This window comes from Sphingopyxis sp. (assembly GCF_035998965.1).
Lineage (GTDB): Bacteria > Pseudomonadota > Alphaproteobacteria > Sphingomonadales > Sphingomonadaceae > Sphingopyxis.
This window is the reverse complement of sequence record NZ_DASYHE010000087.1, coordinates 51,759-73,812: the sequence shown is the minus strand read 5'-3', so window position 1 is coordinate 73,812 and position 22,054 is coordinate 51,759. Positions and strand designations below refer to the sequence as shown.

Sequence of the window (22,054 nt, the reverse complement as noted above, 5' to 3'; positions counted from 1 at the left end):
TTGCCTTGAATGCCGCCGGAATTCTCCACGCGTGAAAGTCCTTTGCTACGATCCCGTGGGGGATGGGCCGCGCGGGTTTTAAGCGGATATTCGGAAATATCCCCCGCAGCGAAGTCGCGGCGCGCCTAGCAACGATTTTGCGGCAATGCAAGGTGGGGGTTAGACGCAGCCCGACGAAGACGCGGGAGCTTTCGTGGCCTTGCCCGCACGGACGGCAGCAAGGGCCTTTTTTGCCGCGCTCTCCGCACGCTTTTGATTGCCGCCGGGCTTTTCAAATTCGGCGTTGAGTGCCCATTCGACGGCTGCTGCCTCCGTTTGACGGCAAAGGCGTCCAACCGCGGCGGCATTATAGCCTGTGACAACGCAAAACTCACCATCGGCATCTATCAGACAGTCTGCCAACGTAGAGACAGGGGCACATGCAGAGGCAATTTGGCCCGCGCGCTCATTTTCACCGGGCCGGAAAGGCTGCGCTGCGGTTCGATAATCGGACCAACAATCTTTCGTTCCGGGCTTTCGTCGTCCGACCTCGCATTCGCATCCAGCGGTGGCAAGGCTTTGCAGAGCATCACGATCAGCGCGGGGTCGCTTGGTTATGGGTGGCGGTTTCGATTGGTTCGTACCCGCATCGCCGGGTTGCCGGTCCGATTTGGCTGCCGGTTCGGAACACGCTCCAGTGGCGGTCAATATCAGCGCTGCTGCGGCGATCAAGTTTGCCCATTGCATGAAGCTGTTGGTTGCATCCATCAACGCCATGATCAAGCGGAGAAGGTGCCACTATGAGGGAAATGATTCGGATGACGATGGACGATGGCGCGGAGATCGCCGTCTATCATGCGCAGCCGACCGGCGCGCGCCGCGGCGGGCTGGTGCTGGTGCAGGAAATTTTCGGGGTCACCGATCATATCCGCGAGCTGTGCGACGAATATGCCGCCGACGGTTATGAGGTGCTTTCGCCCGCCTTGTTCGATCGCGAGCATCCGGGGTTCGAGAGCGACTATTCGGGACCGCAATTCGAGCGCGCGGTGCAGCTGGCGCGCGAGTTGCACCCGTTCGAGCAGAGCCTGAAGGATGCGCAGACGTGCGTCGATGCTTTGAAGGGCAAAGGCCCGGTGTTCATCACCGGCTTTTGCTACGGCGGCTCGGTTGCGTGGCGGATGGCGCAGATCAGCCCCGATCTCGCCGCGGCCAGCGCCTATTACGGCAGCCTGGTGCCGACGATGTTCAAGGACGAGGCGCCGCGCTGCGCCGCGATCACCCATTTCGGCCGCTTTGACGGCGGCATCCCGATGGAGGGAGTCGAGGCGCTGATCGCAAAGGACCATCCGACCGCGCAGATTTTCGTCTATGAAGCGGGCCACGGATTCAACAGCGACCGGCGCAAGGATTATCACGAACCGAGCGCCGAACTTGCGCGCGAACGGACGCTGATGCTGTTCAAGGCGTGCGGGGGGTGAGCTTCGCCAAGCTTGGCCTGTTCTTCCTCGTCTTTGTCGTGGCGGCGACGGTGCTGCTCTACTCGCAGCAGCGGCGGCTGATCTTTCCGGCGCCCGCCCAATATCCGCAGACGGCGCCGCCGGGTTTCCGGCTGGTCCACACGCAGACCGACGACGGGCTGCGCCTCACCGCCTTCCACCGCCCCGCTGAACCGGGCAAAAAGACGATCCTGTTCTTTCACGGCAACGGCGACAATCTGCTCGGCGCGATTGAGGCGACGCGCGGGCCCGCGGTGAACGGCAACGGGCTGCTGCTCGTCGAATATCGCGGCTATGGCGGCAATCCGGGATCGCCGGGGGAGGCGGAGCTGTACCGCGATGGCGATGCGGCGATGCGCTGGCTGGCGGCCGAAGGGATCGCGGCGCGCGATGTCATTGTCGTCGGCAATTCGATCGGGTCGGGACCGGCGACCGAAATGGCGCTGCGCCATGACGTTGCCGCGTTGATGCTCGTGTCGGGCTTTTCCAGCCTGCCCGATGTCGTGGGGGAGGCGATGCCTTTCGTCCCACGCTGGCTGGTGCGCGACCGCTTCGACAATGCCGGCAAGCTGGCGCGGGTGAAGGCGCCGGTTTTCCTTATGCATGGCGATGCCGATACGCTGGTCAAGCCCGCTAACTTGACGCGACTGCAAGGCGCGCGACCCGATGCAACGGTGGTGCTGGTACCGGGGGCGGGGCATGAGCTGGCCTACACCGCCGCGGCGCAGGCAATCCTGGTCGATTGGATCAACAAGTTGGCGTCGGATAGCGTGAGCTGAAATTAAAGGCGCTTCGCGGCTCGCCGATATGCGTCATCGCGTTCGCGTTCGCGTTTGCCGATGGCGACGACAACCACCGTGATCGTTTCGTCCTCGACTTGATAGATGAGCCGGTATCCGACGGACCGCAGCTTGATCTTGTAGCAATTGGTCATGCCGGACAGGCGAGCGGAGGGGACGTGCGGATTTGCGAGCCGTTGGGCCAGCTTCTTGCGAAATTGGACACGGATGCTTTCGTCCAGTCGGTCCCATTCCTTTTTGGCGTCTTTGAAGAATTCGAGATTATAGGTCGTCAATGTTGACCCTTATCCGTTCTTGCCCCTGCCGCTCCCTGACGATCCGCGCCAGTTCGATATCGTCGAGCGCGTCCATAATCTCTTCCCACGCCTCGGCGGGGACCAGATAGGCCTCGGGCGTATTGCGGTTGAGAATCGCAACCGGAGCTCCATCGGCGGCACGGATGGCGGCCGACGGGTTCTTTTTAAGTTCCGAAATGCTGATGCCATAGTCGGCGAGAAGAGGCTTTCCCATGACCAGTTAATCGGTCTTTTAAATGGTCATGTCAAGGCGCGGTCGCCGGTTTGACCGCCGCCGCGCCGCCCGCCGCGGGCTGGCAGCGATAGACCAGCCGCTCGTTCGGGCTGGCGGGCAGCGCGCTGCGGATCGCGTCCTGCTGCGCGGCGAGACCCGCGAGCGCGTCGGGGTCGGCCGTGCAGCCCTTGACCGTCGCCCCGGCGCGGATCTCGCGTGCCTTGGTCATCGTCTCGGCATCGAGCAGATAGCGGTCGACGCGATAGTCACGCCCGGTCGAATCGATCGACGCGACGGTGACCGTCGCCTCCTCATTGGGCACTAGGATGCGCTGCCAGCGGTCATCGGCTCCCTTGGTATATTGGGTGCGGTCGTTGACACAGCCTCCCGCGCCGATCGTTACCGGCACGTCGGTGGTCGCCGATACGGTGATGCGGCTGCGGTCGGTGCGGATGGTGCAGAGGAAATTGCCTTCGGCCAGCTTGGGTTCGGTGGTAGCGAGCTGGGGCGCGCTGTCGGCGGCAAGCTCGGCGCGCGCGTCGGGGCGGGTGATAAACAGCACCGCCGCGCCGAGCATCAGCACCGCGCCGGCGCCGCCCGCAATCTTCGCATTGCGCATATTCTGCTGGCTGTAAAAGAGCAGCCCAGCGCCCGCTGCCAGTGCGCCGATCACGAACAGCACGCCTGCTAGGGCAATGCGGTTTTCGCGCGATGCCAGCGCTTCTTCCTCGGCGCGTGCCTGCTTGAGTTCGCGGTCGAGTTTTGCGGAGGCGTCCTTGGCGGCATTGGCCTCGGCGCTCGCGCGCGCCTCGGCGTCCATCGCGGCGCGGTCGCGCGCGTCGGCTTCGGCGAGCGACAGGCAGGGCGTGCCGATACTGGCATATTGCTGGTCGGCGTCGGTCAGGAAGCGGGTGAGTTCGCGTCCCGCGATTGCAAAGGCAAAGGGCGAATCGCCGTCGTCGGCGCGGGTGATTGCGGTGTTGATGCCGGTGATGCGGCCGCAGGCATCGACGAGCGGGCCACCCGAATTGCCGCGCGAAATCTTGGCAGTGTGGATCAGCATCGCCACCCCGTCGACGCTCTGCGTATTCGACAAATTGCCTTCGCTGCGCGTCGGGGTACGCGGGGTGATATAATCATTGGCGCTGCGCGCCGTCGCCAGATCGACATTGCCCGGATAGCCTAGCGCGACGACATCGGCGCCCGATTCGAGCGGGCCAGTATAGATGGCGGCGGCGGGCAGGCGCGCCTCGGTGATCTCGATCAGCGCGAGGTCGCGCGCGGTGTCGATCGCGATCAGTTTCGCCGCATAGCTTTTCTTGCCCTCCGACGGGACGACGCCGAGCGCGACATTGTTCGGATATTGGACCGCCGACTCGACGACATGGGCGTTGGTGACGATCCGCGTCGGCGAAATCGCAATGCCGCTGCCATGGCCGAAGCCGACCACTTCGCCATCGACCATCGCGACGGTGACGACGCGCACGACGCTGCGCGACGCGGCGCTGATGTCGTCGGCCGCGTGCGCGGGCAGAATGACGGCAAAGAGGGCGAGGAGCAGGGGCAAGATACGGGTCATGGCGCGGAACCTAGCCGAGCCAAGTTTGAACGCAAGCATCGGGATGCACCGGTGGGCGTGGTCGTGGCAAGACTGCGGCGACCGAAGAAGAAGGAAAGACCAGATGACCTATTCGATCCAGGGACTCAGCGCCGACCGTTTTGCGCCACTGTTCGCGCTTGATGACGCTGACCTTGCCGTTCTCAACGCGCGCCGCGTTACCGCAACCGCCGATATGGGCTTTCCCTGCCGGATCAGCTTGCAGGATGCGCGGGCGGGGGAGGAATTGATCCTGCTCCACCACATCAGCCACGATGTCGCGACGCCCTATCGCAGCGCCTATGCGATTTATGTGCGGTCAGGTGTCGACGCCGCAAGCTATCGCGACGAACTGCCGCCAGTGTTCGCGGGGCGGCCGATCGCACTGCGTGCTTTTGACGCAGCGGGGATGCTGCAAACCGCACGGCTCGCGGGTCCGGGTGAGGCCGATGCGGCGATCCGCGACCTGTTCGCCGACGCGGGCATCGCCTATATCGACGCGCACAACGCCGCGCATGGCTGCTTCGCGGCGCGGATCGAAAGGGATGGCGCATGAGCACCGCCGAGACCATCACCGACGATGCGCGCTGGGCGGCGGTGCTGCGCCGCGACCGCGCGCTCGACGGGCGTTTCGTCACCGGGGTGCTGACCACCGGCATCTATTGCCGGCCGAGCTGCGCGGCGCGCCATCCACTGCGCGAGAACGTCCGCTTTTTTGCCGATGGCACGGCGGCGCGCGCGACCGGGCTGCGCCCGTGCAAGCGCTGCCTGCCCGACGATGTCGCGCGCGACGAGGGGGCGGTGCTCGCCGCGATCCAGGCGATCAAGGCGAGCGAGGAGCCGCTGGCGCTGGCCGATCTGGCGGGTCGCACCGGCTATTCGCCGACGCATTTCCAGCGTGTTTTTACCCGCCACACCGGGCTGTCTCCGGCCGCTTACGCCCGCGCGCTGCGCGAGGAACGCGCGCGGCAGGCGCTGAGCGACGGCGCGCGGGTGACCGATGCGATTTACGACGCGGGCTTTTCGGGACCGTCGCGATTCTATGGCAATATGGAGGGACGGATGGGCATGACGGCGTCGGCATGGGTCAACGGCGGCAGGGGGGTGACGATCCACTGGGCGGTGGTGCCGACCAGCCTCGGCGACATGCTCGTCGCGGCGACCGACAAGGGGGTGTGCCGCCTGTCGTTCGCCGAAGGCCGCGCGGCGCTGGAGGAGCGTTTCCCTGCCGCCGATCTGGTCGAGGGCGGCGAAGAGTTCTCCGCGCTGCTGAAGCAGGTCGTCGCCGCGGTCGAAGCCCCCACCGACGGCTTCGACCATATCCCGATCGACGTCAAAGGCACCGCCTTTCAGGAAGCGGTGTGGCGCGAGCTGCGCCGGATCCCGGCGGGCGAGACGCGCAGCTATGCCGATATCGCTGCCGCGGTCGGCAAGCCCAAGGCGGTGCGCGCCGCAGGCAGCGCCAATGGCGCGAACAATGTCGCGGTGCTGATCCCCTGCCACCGCGTGGTGCGCAGCGACGGGACGCTCGGCGGCTATGCTTACGGTCTGCCGATCAAGGAAGAATTGCTCAAGCGGGAGAGTTTTTGATGTCCGACAAAATTGCTGAATTTCGCGCGCTGCATGTCCCCGGCGACCCGCTGATCCTCGTCAACATCTGGGACGCCGGGAGCGCGAAGGCGGTGGCCGCGGCGGGGGCGAAGGCGATCGCGACCGGCAGCTTCGGCGTCGCGGGCGCGCAGGGCCGCGCCGACGGCGAGGATTTCCCGCTCGCGGATGTGTTCGAAAACCTGTCCCGCATCCTGGCGGTCACCAACCTCCCGGTCACGATCGACATGGAGTCGGGCTATGGCGCCGATCCGGCAGCGGTCGGCGTGTCGGTCGCGCGGGCCAAGGACGCCGGTGCGGCGGGGATCAATATGGAGGATCGGCTGCCGGGCCAAACCGCGCTGCTGGCGATCCCCGATGCGGTCGCACGCTATCGCGCCGCGGCCGACACCGGCATCTTCGTCAACGCGCGCTGCGATACGTTCCGCGGCGCCAATGTCGCACAGGACGGCGATGCGCTGATCGCCGCGACACTCGAACGCGCGCGCGCCTACGCCGACGCGGGAGCCGGGTCGCTGTTCGTCCCCTTCCTGCTCGATCCCCAATGCATCGCTGCGATCTGCGAAGCCTCACCGCTGCCGGTGAATATCCTGCGCGGCGCGGGCGGGCCGACGCACAAGGAACTGGCGAATCTTGGCGTCGCGCGGATCAGCCATGGGCATCAGCCCTGGGCCGCAGCGATGGCATGGCTGACCGGGCAAGCGCGCCAAGTGCTGGGCGGCGCCGAACCCGATTATTGACCAGGCGTCAGTCGCTATCGTCTTCCGGCGCCTGTTGCGGCCCGGTACCGCGGTCGCGCATCGTTTCGATCCGCTTCAGCAACGCATCGCCGCGGCCATTGTCGTGCGGATCGAACGCCACCGTCTTCGCCAGATTGATCGCGGGTTCAAAGCGCCCGAGGTGCGCGAGCGACACGGCATAGGCGCTGCGCAAGTTGAGATTTTCAGGGGTCAGGACAAAGGCGCGTTCCAGTCCCTTGATCGCCATGTCGCTCGGCCGCGTCCTCTCGATCAGAAAACTCTGAAAATAGGCGTAGAGCGGGATCGGGTCGTTGGGATCGGCGCGATTGGCGATCTGAATCGGTCGCCGGGCCGTTTTCCATGCGGCCGGATCGGTTTCCCCCTTTTGGCGCAGTTCATAGAGCTGCAACTGCCCCAGCAGGACGTTACCGCGCACATGCTCGGGCTTGGCCGCCAGCAGCTTGTCCAGCGCCGCGCGCATCGCCGCCAAGTCCCGGGTCGCGGGTGCGATATCCCATTCGGCGGCGGCCAGTTCGTACTGGAGATCGGGATTGGTCGGCAGTTTTGTGACGAGCGCGCGCAGGTCGTCGCGCACCTTGGTCAAACGGGCCTGATCGCCGCGGGCGTTCAGCCGTTCGATGCGCAACATCATCGCCGCGTCCTCGTCCGCCGACAGGGGCGTAATCTTGATCGTCGTTGATACCGGCACCGGATCGCGCGTCGTGCGATAGGACAACCGCCCTTGGACATAACGGTTGAGGTCCTTGTCGAGCTGCGCGAGATCGCCAAAGGCGTCGGTCGCGGCCTTGCGCGGTTCCGTGCCGGCGTTGATCGCGTTGGTATAGGCGTTCACCTGATTGGCGCGCCCCGGATCGTGGAACAGCATGTGGGTCAGCAGCCACGACCGGCCGTAATAGACGTCGGTCTGGCCGCGGTTCCGCATCGCGCTGGGTGGTTCCAGCAGGACGCGTTCGGTGGGCATCTTGGGCAGCATCAGCAGGCCATAGGCGCGGCGATAGGCGGGCTGGCCGATCATCGCCCGCCCTTCCTTGTCGAAATCGACCGTCGAATAATATTCGGCGAACCCTTCGATGAACCAGCCCGGAAAGGCGGCGCGCAAATGCCGCTTCATGAAATGATGGCTATATTCGTGGAACAGCACCTGCTGCGCCGGTGACGTGCCGGGCGCGCTGCTGTCGTTCTGACGGTGCGATAGCGCAAAGCTGCCGTCCCGATCCTGCCGGTAAAAGCCTGCAACCGGAGCGCTGCGCGAGCCTGTCGCCAGGCGCGCGACATCGTCGCGGCCGGGCAACAGATAGATTGGCAAGCGGCTTTCCTCGCCCTTTACGGCAACGTTGAACACCAGCCGCAGCGTCGTGTCGAAGCGTTGCAGGTTGGCAGCGAAATCGCGGAGCTGTTTCTCGTTGCTTTCGCTATAGATGATGAAACTTTCGGTATCGGCACGCAGCCATTCGGCGCGCGCCGGGGTCGCCATGCCGACCATCACAATGGCGGCGATCAGGCCGAAGCTGATTTTCTTCATGTCGTAACCCTTGCTGTAGCAATCATCAATGCTGCCAGCCCGCCAGGTTGGAGTAAAGCCCTCACTTTGTTACACAAATGAGTAGGGATCGATGTCGATTGCGAGTCTTGCCTTGGCGGGCCAGTCGATGCTGCCAACCCAGTCGCGGATCGTTCCCTGCAAGTCGAAACTGCGCGGGGCGTGGAGCAGCAGGCGGAAGCGGTGGCGACCGCGCAGCATCGCGAGCGGGGCGGGGGCAGGGCCATAGACAGCGAGCCCCTCGGCGACCGGCGCCTTCGCCCCCAGCCGCTGCGCGACGCCGCGCGCGACTTCGACGTCTTCGGACGAAATGACCAGCGCGGCGAAGCGGCCATAGGGCGGGGCGCCCGCCAGTTTGCGCGCCGCGGCCTCGGCGGCGTAGAATCCGTCGCGGTCGTTGGCGACGAGCGCGGCCATGACGGGGGCGTCGGGAACGCGTGTCTGGATCAGCACCTCGCCGGGCTTCACCCCGCGCCCGGCGCGTCCCGCGACCTGCGCGATCTGCTGGAAAGTGCGCTCGGACGCGCGCAGATCGCCGCCGTCGAGGCCGAGGTCGGCGTCGACCACGCCGACGAGGGTGAGGTTGGGGAAATGATAGCCCTTGGTGACCAGCTGGGTGCCGATGATGATGTCGACCAGCCCGCCCTCGACATTGTCGACGAACTCGGCGGCTTTCGCCGGCGACCATAAAGTGTCGCTGGTGACGATCGCGACGCGCGCCTCTGGAAAACGCAGCGCAATCTCGTCGGCGACGCGCTCGACCCCGGGGCCGCAGGCGACGAGGCTGTCCTCGTCCTCGCATTCGGGGCAGAGGCGCGGCGGCGGCATCACATGGCCGCAATGGTGACAGGCAAGGCGGTGGACGAGGCGGTGCTCGACCATCCACGCGGTGCAGTTCGGGCACTGGATGCGGTGGCCGCAGGTGCGACAGAGGGTGAGCGGCGCAAAGCCGCGGCGGTTGAGGAACAACAGGCTTTGCTCGCCCTTTTGCAAGCGGTCGGCGAGCGCGTCGACCAGCGGGGGCGCGAGCCAGCGGCCGCGGTCGGGCGGATCGCTGCGCATGTCGATCGCGGCCAGATCGGGCAGGGTCGCACCGCCGAAGCGCGCGGGCAGGACGATGTGGCGATAGCGCCCCGCCTCGACCATCGCGAGACTTTCGAGCGCCGGGGTGGCGCTGGCGAGCACCACCGGCAGCCCCTCGAAATGACCGCGCATTACGGCGACGTCGCGTGCATGATAATGGACGCCGTCCTCCTGCTTGAAGCTCGTTTCATGCGCCTCGTCGACAACGATGACGCCGAGCCGGGCATAGGGGAGGAACAGCGCCGAGCGCGCGCCGACGACGATCTTTGCCTCGCCGCTGGCGATCGCGTGCCAGGCGCGGCGGCGCTCGGTCGAACGCAGGCCGCTGTGCCAGGCGACGGGCTCGTATCCGAAGCGGGCGGCGAAGCGGGTGAGCATCGGCTCGGTCAACGCGATTTCCGGGAGCAGGACGAGCGCCTGTTTGCCCGCGTCGATTGCCGCGGCAATCGCCTCCATATAGACTTCGGTCTTGCCCGATCCGGTGACCCCGTCGAGCAGCAGCGTCTCGAATTTTTCGGCGGCGACCGCGGCGGTCAGCTGCGCGGCGGCGGCGGTCTGTTCGGCGGACAGGTCGGGCGGGGCGAAGGCGGGATCGGGGTGGGGGTAGGGCGCGTCGGCGGACACGGTGACGGCTTCGAGCGCGCCAGCGTTGACCAGACCACGGATCACCGCCTCGCTGACCTCGGCGAGCGCGGCAAGTTCGCGCACCATGCCCTGCCGCTCGCCGATCTTTTCGAGCGCGACGGTGCGCTGCGGGGTCATGCGGGCGGGGCGTTCACCAGTGGCGCGATATTCGACGATCGGGCGCTTCGCGTCGGCGAACGCGACCCCGGGCAGCACCATCCGCAGCACCGACCCCGGCGGCGCGAGATAATAGTCGCTGGTCCATTCGACCAGACGGCGCAGCGGCGCCGCGATCGGCGGGACGGCGACGACTTCGTACAGATTGCGCAGCCGATTGTCGCCAACCGCCTCGGGTGCGCCGAAACTCGCATCCTCCCATACCACCCCGCCCATTCGCCGCGGGCCGAGCGGCGCGATGACGACGCTACCGAGCGGCGCCTCGCACCCCTGCGGCACCCGATAGTCGAGCGGGCCGAGGGCGGCGGTGAGGAGAAGAACGCGGGCGCGGGTCATGGGTGCGGTAGGATATAGGCGCGTGGGTACAATAGGAAAGCGGGCGAGGGAAAAATGCGCGCAGAGGCGCAAAGATTGCAGAGAATTTGTTGGTTCACGCGGAGACGCGGAGACGCGGAGACGCGGAGGCGCGGAGGAAGGCGTAGGGAGAATAGGGAAGAGGGTAAGTGCGAGATTGACGGCTTTGCCGCCCTTCTTTCCTCTCTCTGCGTTCTCCGCGCCTCTGCGCGAATAGCTTCTCCGCGGCTCCGCGGCTCCGCGTGAACTTTATGACGCAGCGGGCGCGGACCGGATCACCCGCTTGGCCGCCTTCGGACGCCGGAACCAGAAGGTCCACACCGTCAGGCTCCCCAGCAGCGCCAGCGCCAGCCCCGATGCCGTCATCAGCAGGCGATAGGGTAGCCCGCCGACCTTTGCCGCATGCAGCGGATAGGCCATGTTGAACGCCTGCGCTCCGGCGGGCATCGCCAGCGCGTCGCGCGACCCGAGCAGTTCGCCCGTCGCGGCATCGAACCACAAGGTGGAACGCCCGTTGGGCAGCCATTCGCCGGGTTGTTTCATCCGCAGGCTGATCGGGTCGCCCGCCTTGCGTGGCTTGCTGAGGATGCGGAACTCGGCATCGGGAAACCGCGCCCGTGCGGCGGTCAGCATCGCGGTCCAGTCGGGATCGGCGGCCAGCGGGCCGCTTTTATACTTCGGCGGCTCCAGCGCCTTGGCCGTCTCCGCAACCGGGCCGAACGGCGCAACAACGATCGCGGCAAAGGGACGAAAAATCATCATCGTCCCGGTGACGACTGACAACAGCAACAGCGGTGCGACGACGACGCCGAGGTCGCGATGCTGGGTGACGATCGCGGGGCGGCTCATCCGTTTAGGCCAGAGGCGGAGTTTGAAGGTCTTGCGGGTGCGCCACCACAGGATCACCCCCGAAATGACAAAGAACAGCCCGGCCAGTCCCGCGATCCCGATTACCCATTCGCCCGCGTCGCCGGTGAACAGATGGTGGTGGAAATCGAACAGCCAGATTTCGGGACGCTCCCACTGGCTCGCCCATTGCGCCACGACCTCACCCGACTGGCTGGCGTAAAGACCCGCGCCCTCTTCGAACCGCATCTGGTGCAGCCCGAGACGCTGGCTGGCGTAAATGATCCCCTGCGGATCGCCGGGCATCGCCATCAGCTTTTCGGTTGTCGCGGCGACGGTCGCGAGGTCGATGACCTGCGGGTCGCCCGCGTGCGGCAGGCCGATCCACTCTTCCTTATGGACCAGGATCGCCCCCGACAGGCCGAGCAGCGCGAGCACGAGGCCGATCAGCCCCCCGGTCCAGCGGTGCAGCGTGTCGAGCAGCTTCATCCTATCGTCAGTGCTATTGCAGCATCATCAACTGCCTGTTCCCCCGCGAAGGCGGGGGTCCATCTCCGGCCGGCACCATGTTGCGCCGACCGGTGATGGGTTCCCGCCTTCGCGGGAACACGGGCCGTTTTTGATGGCTGGGTTAACGGCATCATCAGAACCGGTAATCCCAGCCCAGCGTGAAGGTCCGTCCGCGCCCGGCGAAATAGGACAGCTGGTCGGTCGGCAGCCGCGTGTCGCTCGAATAGTCGATATATTGTTTGTTGAAGAGATTCTGCACCGACAGGCTGATGCCGCCGATTGCGGTCTGATAGCGGACATTGGCATCGGTCAGCGTGTAGCCACCGAAATCATTGTCGCTGAGCTTCAGCGGGCGTAGCGGGTTGGCATCGTCGGCGGCGCGCGCCTTGCTGTCGAAGCGGCGCTTGAAATAGACCTGCGTCTGGAGGCGCGCCGAGAACGGCCCGCTGTTGTAGTTCGCCGCAAGGTTCAGGCGGTCGGGCGAGATGTTGGTGCCGTCGAGGTCGCTGTCGACAATGCCGTCGGGTACCGCATCACTGTCGAACCGCCCCATCAGATGCGCGTAACCGACATTGAGCTTCAGCCCGTCGATCGGGGTCTGGATGCCCAGATTGAGTTCGAGCCCCTGAATCTCGACGCGCAGCCGCTGGACGTCAAAGGTGCGGTCGGGGCGCGCGATCAGCAACTGGCCCTTGTCGCTCGACGACCAGAAATAGGAGGCGCTGGCGTCGAGCGGGCCGCGCTTGACCTCGAACCCGATCTCGCGGTTGTTCGACACGATCGGCGAGATGTCGAGGAACGTGTCGATATCGACCCCGGCGGTGCCGATCGACCGGGTGATGCGGCCGACGTCGGGGACGGTGAAGCCCTCGGCATAGCTGGCATAGGCACGGATGCCGTCGATCGGTTCGATGATGACGCCGCCGTTGAGCAGCACATCGTCAAAGGTCGGCGAGCCGCCCGCGACCGTCACCCCGCCGCGCGGCGTCGTGGTCGTCGCCAGCGTGGTGTAATCGTCGATGGTGATCTTCACATTTTCATAGCGCGCCCCGCCCGCGACGCGGATCAGCCCGTCGAACAGCTTGAGGTTCGCCTGCGCGAAGGGGGCAAGGCTGCGGAAATCGGTCGGCGGCACCCAGGTGCGGCCGGTGGCGATCAGCCGCTGTTCGGTGGTATCCCACAAGGCGTCGAAGCCCAAGGTCAGCGTCAGGTCGTCGAAGCCGGGGAGGCCGCGTTCGTAGCTGAGCTTGCCGCCGAATTTGCGGCTGCGATTCTGCGACTGGTCGAAAAGGGTGCCGATCGGCGCGATGCGGATGTCCTGAAACGCCGCCTGCGTCGCAATCTCGCCGCCAAAGGTGTCGCGGCTGCGGTTGAAGAAAATCTGGCTGACCAGATTGCCGCCGCCAAGGTCTGTGTCGGTCAGCGACAGCGCGACGCTTTCGGTGCGGTTCTGCGCCGACTTGCCCGGCGGGTCGCCGCGCACCGCGCTGGTCGGGATACCGAGCGTGCGGTTGCCGGCCACCGCGACATAGTCGCCGTCGCCCTTCAGCTCGAACCGGCTGGCGATCAGGTCGAGCCGCGCGCTCGGCGACAGTTCGTACCCCAGGCGGGCAAAGAAGTTCGTCGCCTTGCTGTCCTGCGTTTCGCCCTGCGTCAGGTTGAGCCCCACCGGGCGGCCCTTGGCATCCGAAAACACGCCGCGGATTTCATAAGCCGCGCCGACGGTCGCGTCGAATGCCCCGGCCTTGTACTGGATCAGCCCGGCGAGCTTGCCGCCCATCCCGGCCTTGGAAAAATCATTGTCGGCGGTGCCCTGCACCAGCGTGCGGCCGCTGATCCCGTCCTCGGTCGGCGCGCCGACGGTGACCTGGTTGACGATGCCGCCGGTGCCGCCGATCCCCTGCAACGCGTTCGAGCCATAGATCAGCTCGACGCGGTCGACGAAAAAGCCGTCGATGGTGAAACCGTCGCGGCTGCCGTCACGCAGCGGGGTCGATTGGGGGATGCCGTTGATCGCATAAAGCGGCGAGCGCCCGCGCAGCGACTCGCCCGCGCCCGACAATTTCTGCCGCGTCGGCGAAAAGCTGGGGGTCAGATTGGCAACCGCGTCGGTCACCGACCCTGCCATCGCGAGCTGCTGGTCGAGCGCCTCCTTGCCGATCACGTCGATGGTCAGCGGCAGCGCGCTCGGCGGCAGGATGGTGCGCGCGGCGGTGACGATGATCGTGTCTTCGCCGGTTGCACTGTCGTCGGCGGCGTCCTGCGCAAAGGCAGGGGCGGACAGCGCGGTGGAAGCGAGCGCGGCGACGAGCAATTTGCGAATCATTCTTAACTCCTGTTCGGAGCGCCGCTAATGCGAGCGATTTGCATATGCAAGACTATTCTCCCTTCCTGCTTGCGGGAGGGGCCAAGGAGCGATCGCAAGTCGCCAATCATCCTCCCTGTGGCGAAGCCTTGGGGAGGTGGCAGCGCGAAGCGCTGACGGAGGGGCTATGGCGCTGACGTAGCCGCCCCTCCACCATCCGCTGCGCTGACGGTCCCCCTCCCCATGGCTTCGCCACAGGGAGGATCCGTCGTCTGCATCTTATCCGCCAAGCGGACATCCCGAACCGTAAAGGGTGACGTTGATCGCCAAACCGCGCTATCATCCGCGCAATGCGGGAAAAGGAACTGCGCTTCGCTCTGATTTGCTACGGCGGCATCAGCCTTGCCGTCTATATGCACGGCATCACCAAGGAAGTCTGGCGCCTCGCTGCCGCGTCGCGCGCCTTTCATGACGGCGCCCCCCAGCAAGGGTCGGGCGCGGTCTATGGCGAGCTGCTGACCCAAATCGCGGCGCGCAGCAATGTCCGCCTGCGCGTGCTCGCCGACATCGTCGCAGGCGCCAGCGCGGGCGGCATCAACGGCATTTTCCTCGCGCGCGCGCTGGCGACCGGGCAGTCGCTCGACCCGCTCACCGACCTGTGGCTCGACAGCGCCGACGTCGACAAGCTGATCGATCCCGACGCACGGCCCTTGTCGGCGGCGACCAAATTCTGGGCGGTGCCGATCGCCGGGTGGATGATGAAAAAGCGCGGCAATGTCATCGACCGCACCGTCGGCCATGGCGCGCAGGACGAGGTGCGCGCGAAGCTGTCGCGCTTCGTGCGGGCGCGCTGGTTCGAACCGCCGTTCGGCGGCGAGACATTCGTGAACCTGTTGCTCGATGCCTTTGACGCGATGGAGCAGGGGCCGCGCGGGCCGGTGCTGGTTCCCGATGGCCAGCCGGTCGACCTGTTCGTGTCGGTCACCGACTTTGCCGGGCATAGCGTCCCGCTCGCGCTGAACAGCCCGGCGCGGGTGACCGAAGACGAGCATCGGCTGATGCTCCATTTCCGCGAGGACAGCCGCACCGGCGCGCGCCTCGACGATGTACCCGGCCTCACCGCCGCAGCGCGCGCGACCGCGAGCTTTCCGGGCGCTTTCCCGCCCTTCACGCTGCGCGAACTCGACCGGGTGCTGGCCAAGCGGGAGATCGACTGGCCTGGCCGCGATACCTTCATCCGCACCCAGCTACCCGCGACGGCCGAGGGCGATCCCGCCGACCGGGTGCTGATCGACGGCTCGGTGCTCGCCAACGCGCCGTTCCGCCCCGCAATTGCGGCGCTCAAACAGCGCCCGGCGCGGCGCGAGATCGACCGGCGCTTCGTCTATATCGACCCCAAGCCCGATTACCGCGCAATCAGCTTCGGCAAGCCCGTAGCGACTGAAGAGGCGCGGGTACCGGGCTTCCTGCCGACGATCCTCGGCGCGCTGTCCGAAATCCCGCGCGAACAGCCGATCCGCGAAAATGTCGAGGCGATCGAGGTCATGTCGCGCCGCATCCGCCGCATGCAGCATATCGTCGACGCGATGAAGGTCGAGGTCGAGGAACAGGTCGCGGCGCTGTTCGGCAGCACCTTCTTCCTCGACACGCCGACGGTGGCGCGGCTCGAAAAATGGCGCGCCAAGGCGCAGGATCAGGCGGCAGCGCGCGCGGGTTTTGCATATGCGCCCTACGGTCATCTCAAGCTGTCGGCGGTGATCGAGGAACTGGCCAGCCTGATCGACCGGCTGCTGCCGCCAGAAGGCGCGGTGCATCAGGCGAACCGGCGGCTGGCCCTGTGGGACGAGGCGCGGGCGCGGGGGCTCGACCGGATTTCGGGCAAGAAGGGCGCCGGGGCGAGCGGCGATGCGATCGCTTTTTTTCGCACCCATGACCTCGGTTTCCGCATCCGCCGCCTGCGTTTCCTGGCGCGCGAGCTCGACACCGCGGTCGAAGCGACACGCGAGGGTCGCGACCCGGTGTGCGAGGATATGCGCGAGGCGATTTTCACCGCGCTCGGCCTGTATCTCGACCGGCAGGGCGATGCGTGGCTGGCGGGTCTCGACCTGCCCACCGATGCGGGACCGGGCGACTGGATCGACGCGGTCGCGGCGCGGCGCGACCTGACCGCGATCGACGGTCAGGCCGACACGCTGATCGCCGCCGCGCTGGCCGCGATGCCGAAGGACGATCGCCGCACGCTGCTGCTCGCCTACCTCGGCTATCCCTTTTACGACATCGCGACCTTGCCGTTGTTGCAGGGCGAGGGCTTCGACGAATATGACCCGATCAAGATCGACCGCATCTCGCCGTCCGACGCGACCGCAATTCGCAGCGGCGGCGCCGCAGCGATGCTCAAGGGCATCGAGTTCAACAGCTTCGGGGCGTTCTTCAGCCGTGCGTACCGCGAGAATGACTATCTATGGGGGCGGCTGCATGGTGCCGACCGGCTGATCGATATCGTGGCTAGCAGCGTCGGCGGGGAAAAGGGGCTGTCGGGGGAGGAGCTGAAGACGCTGAAGCGGCGCGCGTTTCATGCGATATTGGACGAGGAGGAGGGGCGGTTGCCGAAGGTGGCGGGGCTGATCGCGGAGTTGAGGGGGGAGATTGGCGCTATCTAAGCCCCTCGCCTTCAGGGGAGGGGTTGGGGTGGGGTCTGTCGAGGTTGTGCAAGGCCGCTGGACCCCACCCCGCTCGACTAAAGGCCCGGCTACGCCGAACCAATTCTCGCTGCCCCTCCCCTGAAGGGGAGGGGTGTCGTCCCTCAATCCCGCAAATCGTCCCACATATCCTTGATCCGCCCGAAAAAGCCCTGGCTGGCGGGGCATTCGTCGCCGGTCTCGGTCTCGCGAAACTCGGCGAGCAATTCCTTTTGGCGCGCGCTGAGTTTCGTCGGCGTCTCGACATCGACCTGCACCACCAGGTCGCCGTGGCCGCGACCGTTCAGCACCGGCATCCCGGCGCCGCGCTGGCGGAGTTGCTTGCCCGACTGGATGCCCGCCGGGATGTGGATGTCGTGCTTGGCGCCGTCGAGCCCGGGAATGCTGATCTCGCCGCCGAGCGCGGCGGTGGTGAAGCTGATCGGCGCGCGCGTGAACAGCGTTGTGCCCTCGCGCTCGAACACCTTGTGCCGCGCCATGTGCAGGAAGATGTAAAGGTCGCCCGGCGCCGCACCGCGCGCGCCGCTCTCGCCCTCGCCTGACAGGCGGATGCGGGTGCCTTCGTCGACCCCGGCGGGGATATTGACGGTCAGCGTCTTGCGCCGGTCGACGCGGCCTTCGCCATGACAGCTATTGCACGGATCCGCGATGACCTCGCCCGCGCCTTGACAGGCCGGGCAGGTGCGCTCGACCATGAAGAAACCCTGCTGCGCGCGCACCTTGCCATGTCCGGCGCAGGTTGCGCAGCGGCTGGTCTGGGTGCCGGGCTTGGCGCCCGATCCGTCGCACGCGTCGCAGCGCGCCGCGACATCGACCTGGATCTCGCGCGTGATCCCGGTGAAGGCGTCCTCCAGCCGGATTTCCATGTCGTAGCGGAGGTCCGCGCCGCGCGCGGGGCCGCGTTGCTGCCGCCCGCCGCCGAATGCCGAGCCGAAGATCGATTCGAAAATGTCGCCGATATCGCCGAAATCGGCGCCCGCCCCGGCGCCCGCGCCGCCGCGTACGCCATCCTTGCCGAACCGGTCATAGGCGGCGCGCTTTTGCGGATCGCGCAGGCAGTCATAGGCTTCGCTGATCGCCTTGAAACGGGCTTCGCTGTCCTTGCACCCCGGATTCTTGTCGGGGTGGAATTTCATCGCGAGCTTGCGGTAGCTAGACTTCAGCGTCGCTTCGTCAGCGGTGCGATCGCATTCGAGCAGTTCGTAATAATCGATGTCGAGACTCATGGTCGGCTCATGCCCCTGAGGGTACAGCCCTTCGAGACGGGCCTTCGACTTTGCTCAGGCCCTCCTCAGGGCGAACGGCTAAAAAACCACCGTTCGCCCTGAGGAGCCATTGAGCTTGCCGAAATGGCGTCTCGAAGGGCATGCCCTAACGCTTATTTCTTGTCGTCTTCGACTTCGGAAAATTCGGCATCGACGACGTCTTCGTCGGTCTTTGCCTCGCCCGCATCTTCGGCGCCGGGGGACGCGGCGGCCTGCTGCTCCTTCTCGTAGATCGCCTGACCCAGCTTCATCGCGACCTGCGCAAGCGCCTGGCTCTTTTCGGTCATCGCTGCGCTGTCGCCGCCTTCGACCGCGGTCTTGGCTTCGGCCACCGCCGCTTCGATCTCCGACTTCAGACCCGCATCGACCTTGTCGCCATGCTCGCGGAGCTGGCTTTCGGTCGAGTGGATCAGGCTTTCGGCGTTGTTCTTCGCCTCGGCCGCTTCGCGACGCGCCTTGTCCTCTTCGGCGAACTGTTCAGCGTCCTTGACCATCTGGTCGATGTCGGCGTCGCTAAGCCCGCCACTGGCCTGGATCTTGATCTGCTGTTCTTTGCCGGTGCCCTTGTCCTTCGCGTGGACCGACACGATGCCGTTGGCGTCGATGTCGAACGTCACCTCGATCTGCGGGACGCCGCGCGGCGCGGGGGGAATGCCGACGAGGTCGAACTGGCCGAGCATCTTGTTGTCCTGCGCCATTTCGCGTTCGCCCTGGAACACGCGGATCGTCACCGCCGACTGATTGTCGTCCGCGGTCGAGTAAACCTGCGACTTCTTGGTCGGGATCGTCGTGTTGCGGTCGATCATCTTGGTCATGATGCCGCCCAGCGTCTCGATGCCCAGCGACAGCGGGGTGACGTCGAGCAGCAGCACGTCCTTGACGTCGCCCTGCAGCACGCCCGCCTGAATTGCAGCACCGATCGCGACGACTTCGTCAGGGTTCACGCCGGTGTGCGGTTCCTTGCCAAAGAAGTCTTTCACGACTTCACGCACCCGCGGCATGCGGGTCATCCCGCCGACGAGGACGACTTCGTCGATCGCGCTCGCCGAAATGCCGGCGTCCTTGATCGCCTTTTTGCAGGGTTCCAGGGTGCGCTTGACCAGCTCTTCGACCAGCTTTTCGAGGTCGGCGCGGGTGATCGTCTTGACCAGATGCTTCGGCCCGTTGGCGTCGGCGGTGATGAAGGGCAGGTTGACCTCGGTCGTCGCGGCCGACGACAGTTCGATCTTCGCCTTTTCGGCGGCTTCCTTCAGGCGCTGGAGCGCGAGCTTGTCGCCGCGCAGGTCGATGCCTTCGTCCTTCTTAAAGGTGTCGGCGAGGAATTCGACGATCTTGCTGTCGAAATCTTCACCGCCCAGGAAGGTGTCGCCGTTGGTCGACTTCACCTCAAACACGCCGTCGCCCACCTCGAGGATCGAGATGTCGAAGGTGCCGCCGCCAAGGTCATAGACCGCGATCGTCTTGTTCTCGGTCTTGTCGAGCCCGTAAGCGAGCGCCGCCGCGGTTGGTTCGTTGATGATGCGCAGCACTTCCAGGCCCGCGATCTTGCCGGCGTCCTTGGTCGCCTGACGCTGTGCGTCGTTGAAATAAGCGGGAACGGTGATCACCGCCTGCTCGACCTTTTCGCCGAGATACGCTTCGGCAGTTTCCTTCATCTTCTGCAGGATGAAGGCGCTAATCTGCGACGGCGAATAATCCTCACCGCCCGCCTTGACCCACGCGTCGCCATTGCTGCCCTTGACGATCGTGTAGGGGACCAGCTCGGTGTCCTTCTTGGTGATCGGGTCGTCGAAGCGGCGGCCGATCAGGCGCTTCACTGCGAACACGGTGTTTTCGGGGTTGGTGACCGCCTGGCGCTTGGCCGGCTGGCCGATCAGGCGCTCGCCATCCTTGGCAAAGGCGACGATCGACGGCGTCGTCCGCGTGCCTTCGACATTTTCGATAACCTTGGGCTTGCCGCCTTCCATCACCGCGACACAGCTGTTGGTGGTGCCGAGGTCGATCCCGATCACTTTTGCCATTTATACTCGTCCTTGTTGCTTCTGCGGCGCCCTGAAAAGGCACGCCGGACATGGGGTTCTGGGCGCGATATAGGTGCGCTTATCCTTGGCACAAGGGCTTTGAGGGCTTATCGGGGATGTGAAATCATGCGCTGTTACGGAGTCTTCGCAAAATGAAAGCTTTTGTCCTTGCCGCCCTTGCCGTCCCCTTGCTCACCCTGACGGCGTGCGGGGAAAAGCTGATCGCGGACAAGCCGCTCAATGTCGTCAGCGGCCATATCGTCATGGGGGCGACCGCCGATCGTCCGGCGGTTGGCTATTTCCGGGTTCAAGGCGGGCCGCAGCCGGTGGAACTGGTCGCGGTGACCACCGACCTCGCGCAGCGGGTCGAAATGCACGAAAGCGTGCGCGAAAATGGCATGATGACGATGAAGCCACTGGCGCGCGCCGCCGTCCCGGCCAAGGGCGAGTTGGTGTTCAAGCAGGGCGGCAAGCATCTGATGATCTGGGGCATCAACGGCGCCGCGGTGCGCGCGGGCAAATTGCCGATGCAGTTCGTCTTCACCAACAACGCCAATGAGCGCATCCTGTTCGACATGGTGATCAAGCCCGCCGAAGGCGCGGCGGCGGGCAGCGAAGCGGCGATGGATCACAGCGCGATGGGGCATGGTGAGGACAAGGCGTCAGATGCTGCGCCCGAAAAGAAGGCGGCTGCGACAAAATAACTGTGCCGATCAACAGATCGTCATTGCGAGCGAAGCGCAGCAATCCAGAGCGGTTTACGCCACGCTGGATTGCTGCGCTTCGCTCGCAATGACGAGGTTCTGATGGCGCGACCTTCGCGCCCTCTCACCACGGGCGAAGTCGCGCTCTCCCGAACGGTGTTCGGCGACGCGATCGCTTATGACCGGGTCCGCATCTGCCATCACAAATGGATATTCTTCCAGCCGCGCGGTGTCGTCATGGCGCCGATGGGCAGCCTGCATTTCAACCCGCATGGCGACCTCTATTGCGACGATTTCAGCGCCGCGTCGCAGCGATTGCAAGGGCTGTTCATCCACGAAATGGTGCATGTGTGGCAGGCGCAGACGCGCGGCCGCTGGTATCTGGTGCTGATGCGCCACCCGTTCGCGACCTACAGCTATAGCCTGAAACCCGGCTGGCTGCTGGAACGCTATGGGCTGGAACAGCAGGCCGAGATTGTCCGCCACTATTGGCTACTCGCGCAGGGCATGGTCGTCGGCGGCGGTCCGGGGGTCGAGGCGTATCGCGCGATCCTGCCCGAGGAATGGGGCGCGGCATGAGCGATTTCGAATTTGTCTTCGCGCTCTACAGTCTGCTGCTTGGCCTCTCGATGGTCGAACTGCTCGGTGGATTGGGCCGCGCGCTCGAAGTGCGATTTGCCGCGCAGGCGGAGCGCGAGGCGTTTTCGATCGGCTGGCTCACGCCGCTGCTCGCGATCTTCGTGATGCTCGACCTCTTGTCCTTCTGGAGCGCCGCGTGGACCGCGCGCGGCAGCCTGACCGTGTCGAACACGGTGTTGATGGGCGTTGCCGGTTTTGCCGCGGTCTATTTCCTCGCCGCGCGGCTGGTGTTTCCCTCGCATCCCGAAGGCTTTGCGAATCTCGACGTCCATTTTTTCCGCGTCCGGCGCATTGTGCTCGGCCTGCTGCTGGTGCTGCTCGGCGCCCAGCTCGGCTTCTACCTGTCACAGCCCGATCTCGCGGTCAGCCTGGCGCGTCCGCTTGCGTGGATCATGACGATCGTACTTGTCGTGCTGATGGCCGCGGCGATGGCGGTCAACGACCGCCGCTGGAGCATCGCGATCCTTGCGGCGCTGATCCTGCGCTACGTCGTCATCTACCTGCTTTGATCAGAAATACCGACTAGCCAGACGGAT

Annotated in this window: 18 protein-coding genes and 1 pseudogene; 9 read left to right on the top strand and 10 right to left on the bottom strand. The window is 65.6% G+C overall.

Features of this window, described 5'->3' with window-relative positions:
• Nucleotides 1-159 precede the first annotated feature (159 nt).
• On the bottom strand, nt 160-762 hold the full coding sequence (locus VGN68_RS15510) for a hypothetical protein (RefSeq protein WP_327477731.1): 603 nt from the start codon (nt 760-762) through the stop codon (nt 160-162).
• A gap of 17 nt (nt 763-779) precedes the next feature.
• Between VGN68_RS15510 and VGN68_RS15505 the strand changes: the two genes are divergently transcribed.
• The gene (locus VGN68_RS15505) at nt 780-1,457 is read left to right on the top strand and encodes a dienelactone hydrolase family protein (protein ID WP_327477729.1); all 678 of its coding nucleotides are present in this window, start codon (nt 780-782) and stop codon (nt 1,455-1,457) included.
• Complete coding sequence (locus tag VGN68_RS15500; protein ID WP_327477728.1) at nt 1,454-2,254, top strand: alpha/beta hydrolase; 801 nt, start codon at nt 1,454-1,456, stop codon at nt 2,252-2,254. The genes VGN68_RS15505 and VGN68_RS15500 overlap by 4 nt, the downstream gene beginning before the upstream one ends.
• Nucleotides 2,255-2,256: 2 nt before the next feature.
• Here the strand turns inward: VGN68_RS15500 and VGN68_RS15495 are convergent, their stop codons facing one another.
• Genes VGN68_RS15495 through VGN68_RS15485 form a run of 3 tightly spaced genes read right to left on the bottom strand, consistent with a single transcriptional unit; the run spans nt 2,257 to nt 4,364 of the window.
• Complete coding sequence (locus VGN68_RS15495; RefSeq protein ID WP_327477727.1) at nt 2,257-2,550, bottom strand: type II toxin-antitoxin system RelE/ParE family toxin; 294 nt, start codon at nt 2,548-2,550, stop codon at nt 2,257-2,259.
• Nucleotides 2,537-2,785: a type II toxin-antitoxin system Phd/YefM family antitoxin gene (locus tag VGN68_RS15490; RefSeq protein ID WP_327477726.1), complete on the bottom strand. Its 249-nt coding sequence runs from the start codon at nt 2,783-2,785 to the stop codon at nt 2,537-2,539. Before VGN68_RS15490 ends, VGN68_RS15495 begins: the two co-directional genes overlap by 14 nt.
• Nucleotides 2,786-2,816: 31 nt before the next feature.
• On the bottom strand, nt 2,817-4,364 hold the full coding sequence (locus VGN68_RS15485; protein WP_327477724.1) for a serine protease: 1,548 nt from the start codon (nt 4,362-4,364) through the stop codon (nt 2,817-2,819).
• 103 nt (nt 4,365-4,467) lie between these two features.
• Here VGN68_RS15485 and VGN68_RS15480 point away from each other — a divergent pair, with 103 nt between their 5' ends.
• Genes VGN68_RS15480 through VGN68_RS15470 form a run of 3 tightly spaced genes read left to right on the top strand, consistent with a single transcriptional unit; the run spans nt 4,468 to nt 6,730 of the window.
• A complete protein-coding gene (locus VGN68_RS15480; protein WP_327477722.1) occupies nt 4,468-4,938 on the top strand; it encodes a DUF1203 domain-containing protein in 471 nt (156 codons plus the stop codon).
• Nucleotides 4,935-5,972: a bifunctional DNA-binding transcriptional regulator/O6-methylguanine-DNA methyltransferase Ada gene (gene ada, locus VGN68_RS15475; protein ID WP_327477720.1), complete on the top strand. Its 1,038-nt coding sequence runs from the start codon at nt 4,935-4,937 to the stop codon at nt 5,970-5,972. Before VGN68_RS15480 ends, ada begins: the two co-directional genes overlap by 4 nt.
• Complete coding sequence (locus tag VGN68_RS15470; protein ID WP_327477718.1) at nt 5,972-6,730, top strand: isocitrate lyase/phosphoenolpyruvate mutase family protein; 759 nt, start codon at nt 5,972-5,974, stop codon at nt 6,728-6,730. The genes ada and VGN68_RS15470 overlap by 1 nt, the downstream gene beginning before the upstream one ends.
• Nucleotides 6,731-6,737: 7 nt before the next feature.
• Here the strand turns inward: VGN68_RS15470 and VGN68_RS15465 are convergent, their stop codons facing one another.
• The 4 genes from VGN68_RS15465 to VGN68_RS15450 all read right to left on the bottom strand — a co-directional run bounded on the left by VGN68_RS15465 (nt 6,738) and on the right by VGN68_RS15450 (nt 14,211).
• On the bottom strand, nt 6,738-8,273 hold the full coding sequence (locus VGN68_RS15465) for a hypothetical protein (RefSeq protein WP_327477716.1): 1,536 nt from the start codon (nt 8,271-8,273) through the stop codon (nt 6,738-6,740).
• Nucleotides 8,274-8,342: 69 nt separating this feature from the next.
• Nucleotides 8,343-10,511: a primosomal protein N' gene (locus VGN68_RS15460; protein ID WP_327477714.1), complete on the bottom strand. Its 2,169-nt coding sequence runs from the start codon at nt 10,509-10,511 to the stop codon at nt 8,343-8,345.
• 267 nt (nt 10,512-10,778) lie between these two features.
• Nucleotides 10,779-11,864 carry a PepSY-associated TM helix domain-containing protein gene (locus tag VGN68_RS15455; RefSeq protein WP_327477712.1) on the bottom strand — a complete coding sequence of 362 codons (1,086 nt, stop codon included), beginning with the start codon at nt 11,862-11,864 and terminating at the stop codon, nt 10,779-10,781.
• A 154-nt stretch (nt 11,865-12,018) separates the two neighbouring features.
• Nucleotides 12,019-14,211 carry a TonB-dependent receptor gene (locus VGN68_RS15450; RefSeq protein WP_327477710.1) on the bottom strand — a complete coding sequence of 731 codons (2,193 nt, stop codon included), beginning with the start codon at nt 14,209-14,211 and terminating at the stop codon, nt 12,019-12,021.
• Between the two features lie 329 nt (nt 14,212-14,540).
• Here VGN68_RS15450 and VGN68_RS15445 point away from each other — a divergent pair, with 329 nt between their 5' ends.
• The gene (locus VGN68_RS15445) at nt 14,541-16,850 is read left to right on the top strand and encodes a patatin-like protein (protein WP_327477708.1); all 2,310 of its coding nucleotides are present in this window, start codon (nt 14,541-14,543) and stop codon (nt 16,848-16,850) included.
• A 143-nt stretch (nt 16,851-16,993) separates the two neighbouring features.
• Here the strand turns inward: VGN68_RS15445 and dnaJ are convergent, their stop codons facing one another.
• Together dnaJ and dnaK are read right to left on the bottom strand one after the other, a co-directional pair.
• Nucleotides 16,994-18,115 (bottom strand): molecular chaperone DnaJ, encoded by a 1,122-nt coding sequence (dnaJ, locus tag VGN68_RS15440; protein WP_327477706.1) that lies wholly within the window; start codon nt 18,113-18,115, stop codon nt 16,994-16,996.
• 152 nt (nt 18,116-18,267) lie between these two features.
• On the bottom strand, nt 18,268-20,175 hold the full coding sequence (dnaK, locus tag VGN68_RS15435) for a molecular chaperone DnaK (RefSeq protein ID WP_327477705.1): 1,908 nt from the start codon (nt 20,173-20,175) through the stop codon (nt 18,268-18,270).
• Between the two features lie 152 nt (nt 20,176-20,327).
• On the opposite strand from dnaK, the pseudogene VGN68_RS20555 reads away from it, so the two are divergent.
• The 3 genes and pseudogenes from VGN68_RS20555 to VGN68_RS15420 form a co-directional block, all read left to right on the top strand.
• Nucleotides 20,328-20,669: pseudogene (locus VGN68_RS20555) on the top strand (copper chaperone PCu(A)C); the annotation flags it as partial.
• Nucleotides 20,670-20,981: 312 nt separating this feature from the next.
• A complete protein-coding gene (locus VGN68_RS15425) occupies nt 20,982-21,458 on the top strand; it encodes a vgr related protein (protein ID WP_327477703.1) in 477 nt (158 codons plus the stop codon).
• A complete protein-coding gene (locus VGN68_RS15420) occupies nt 21,455-22,027 on the top strand; it encodes a hypothetical protein (protein WP_327477702.1) in 573 nt (190 codons plus the stop codon). Before VGN68_RS15425 ends, VGN68_RS15420 begins: the two co-directional genes overlap by 4 nt.
• Nucleotides 22,028-22,054: the final 27 nt, after the last annotated feature.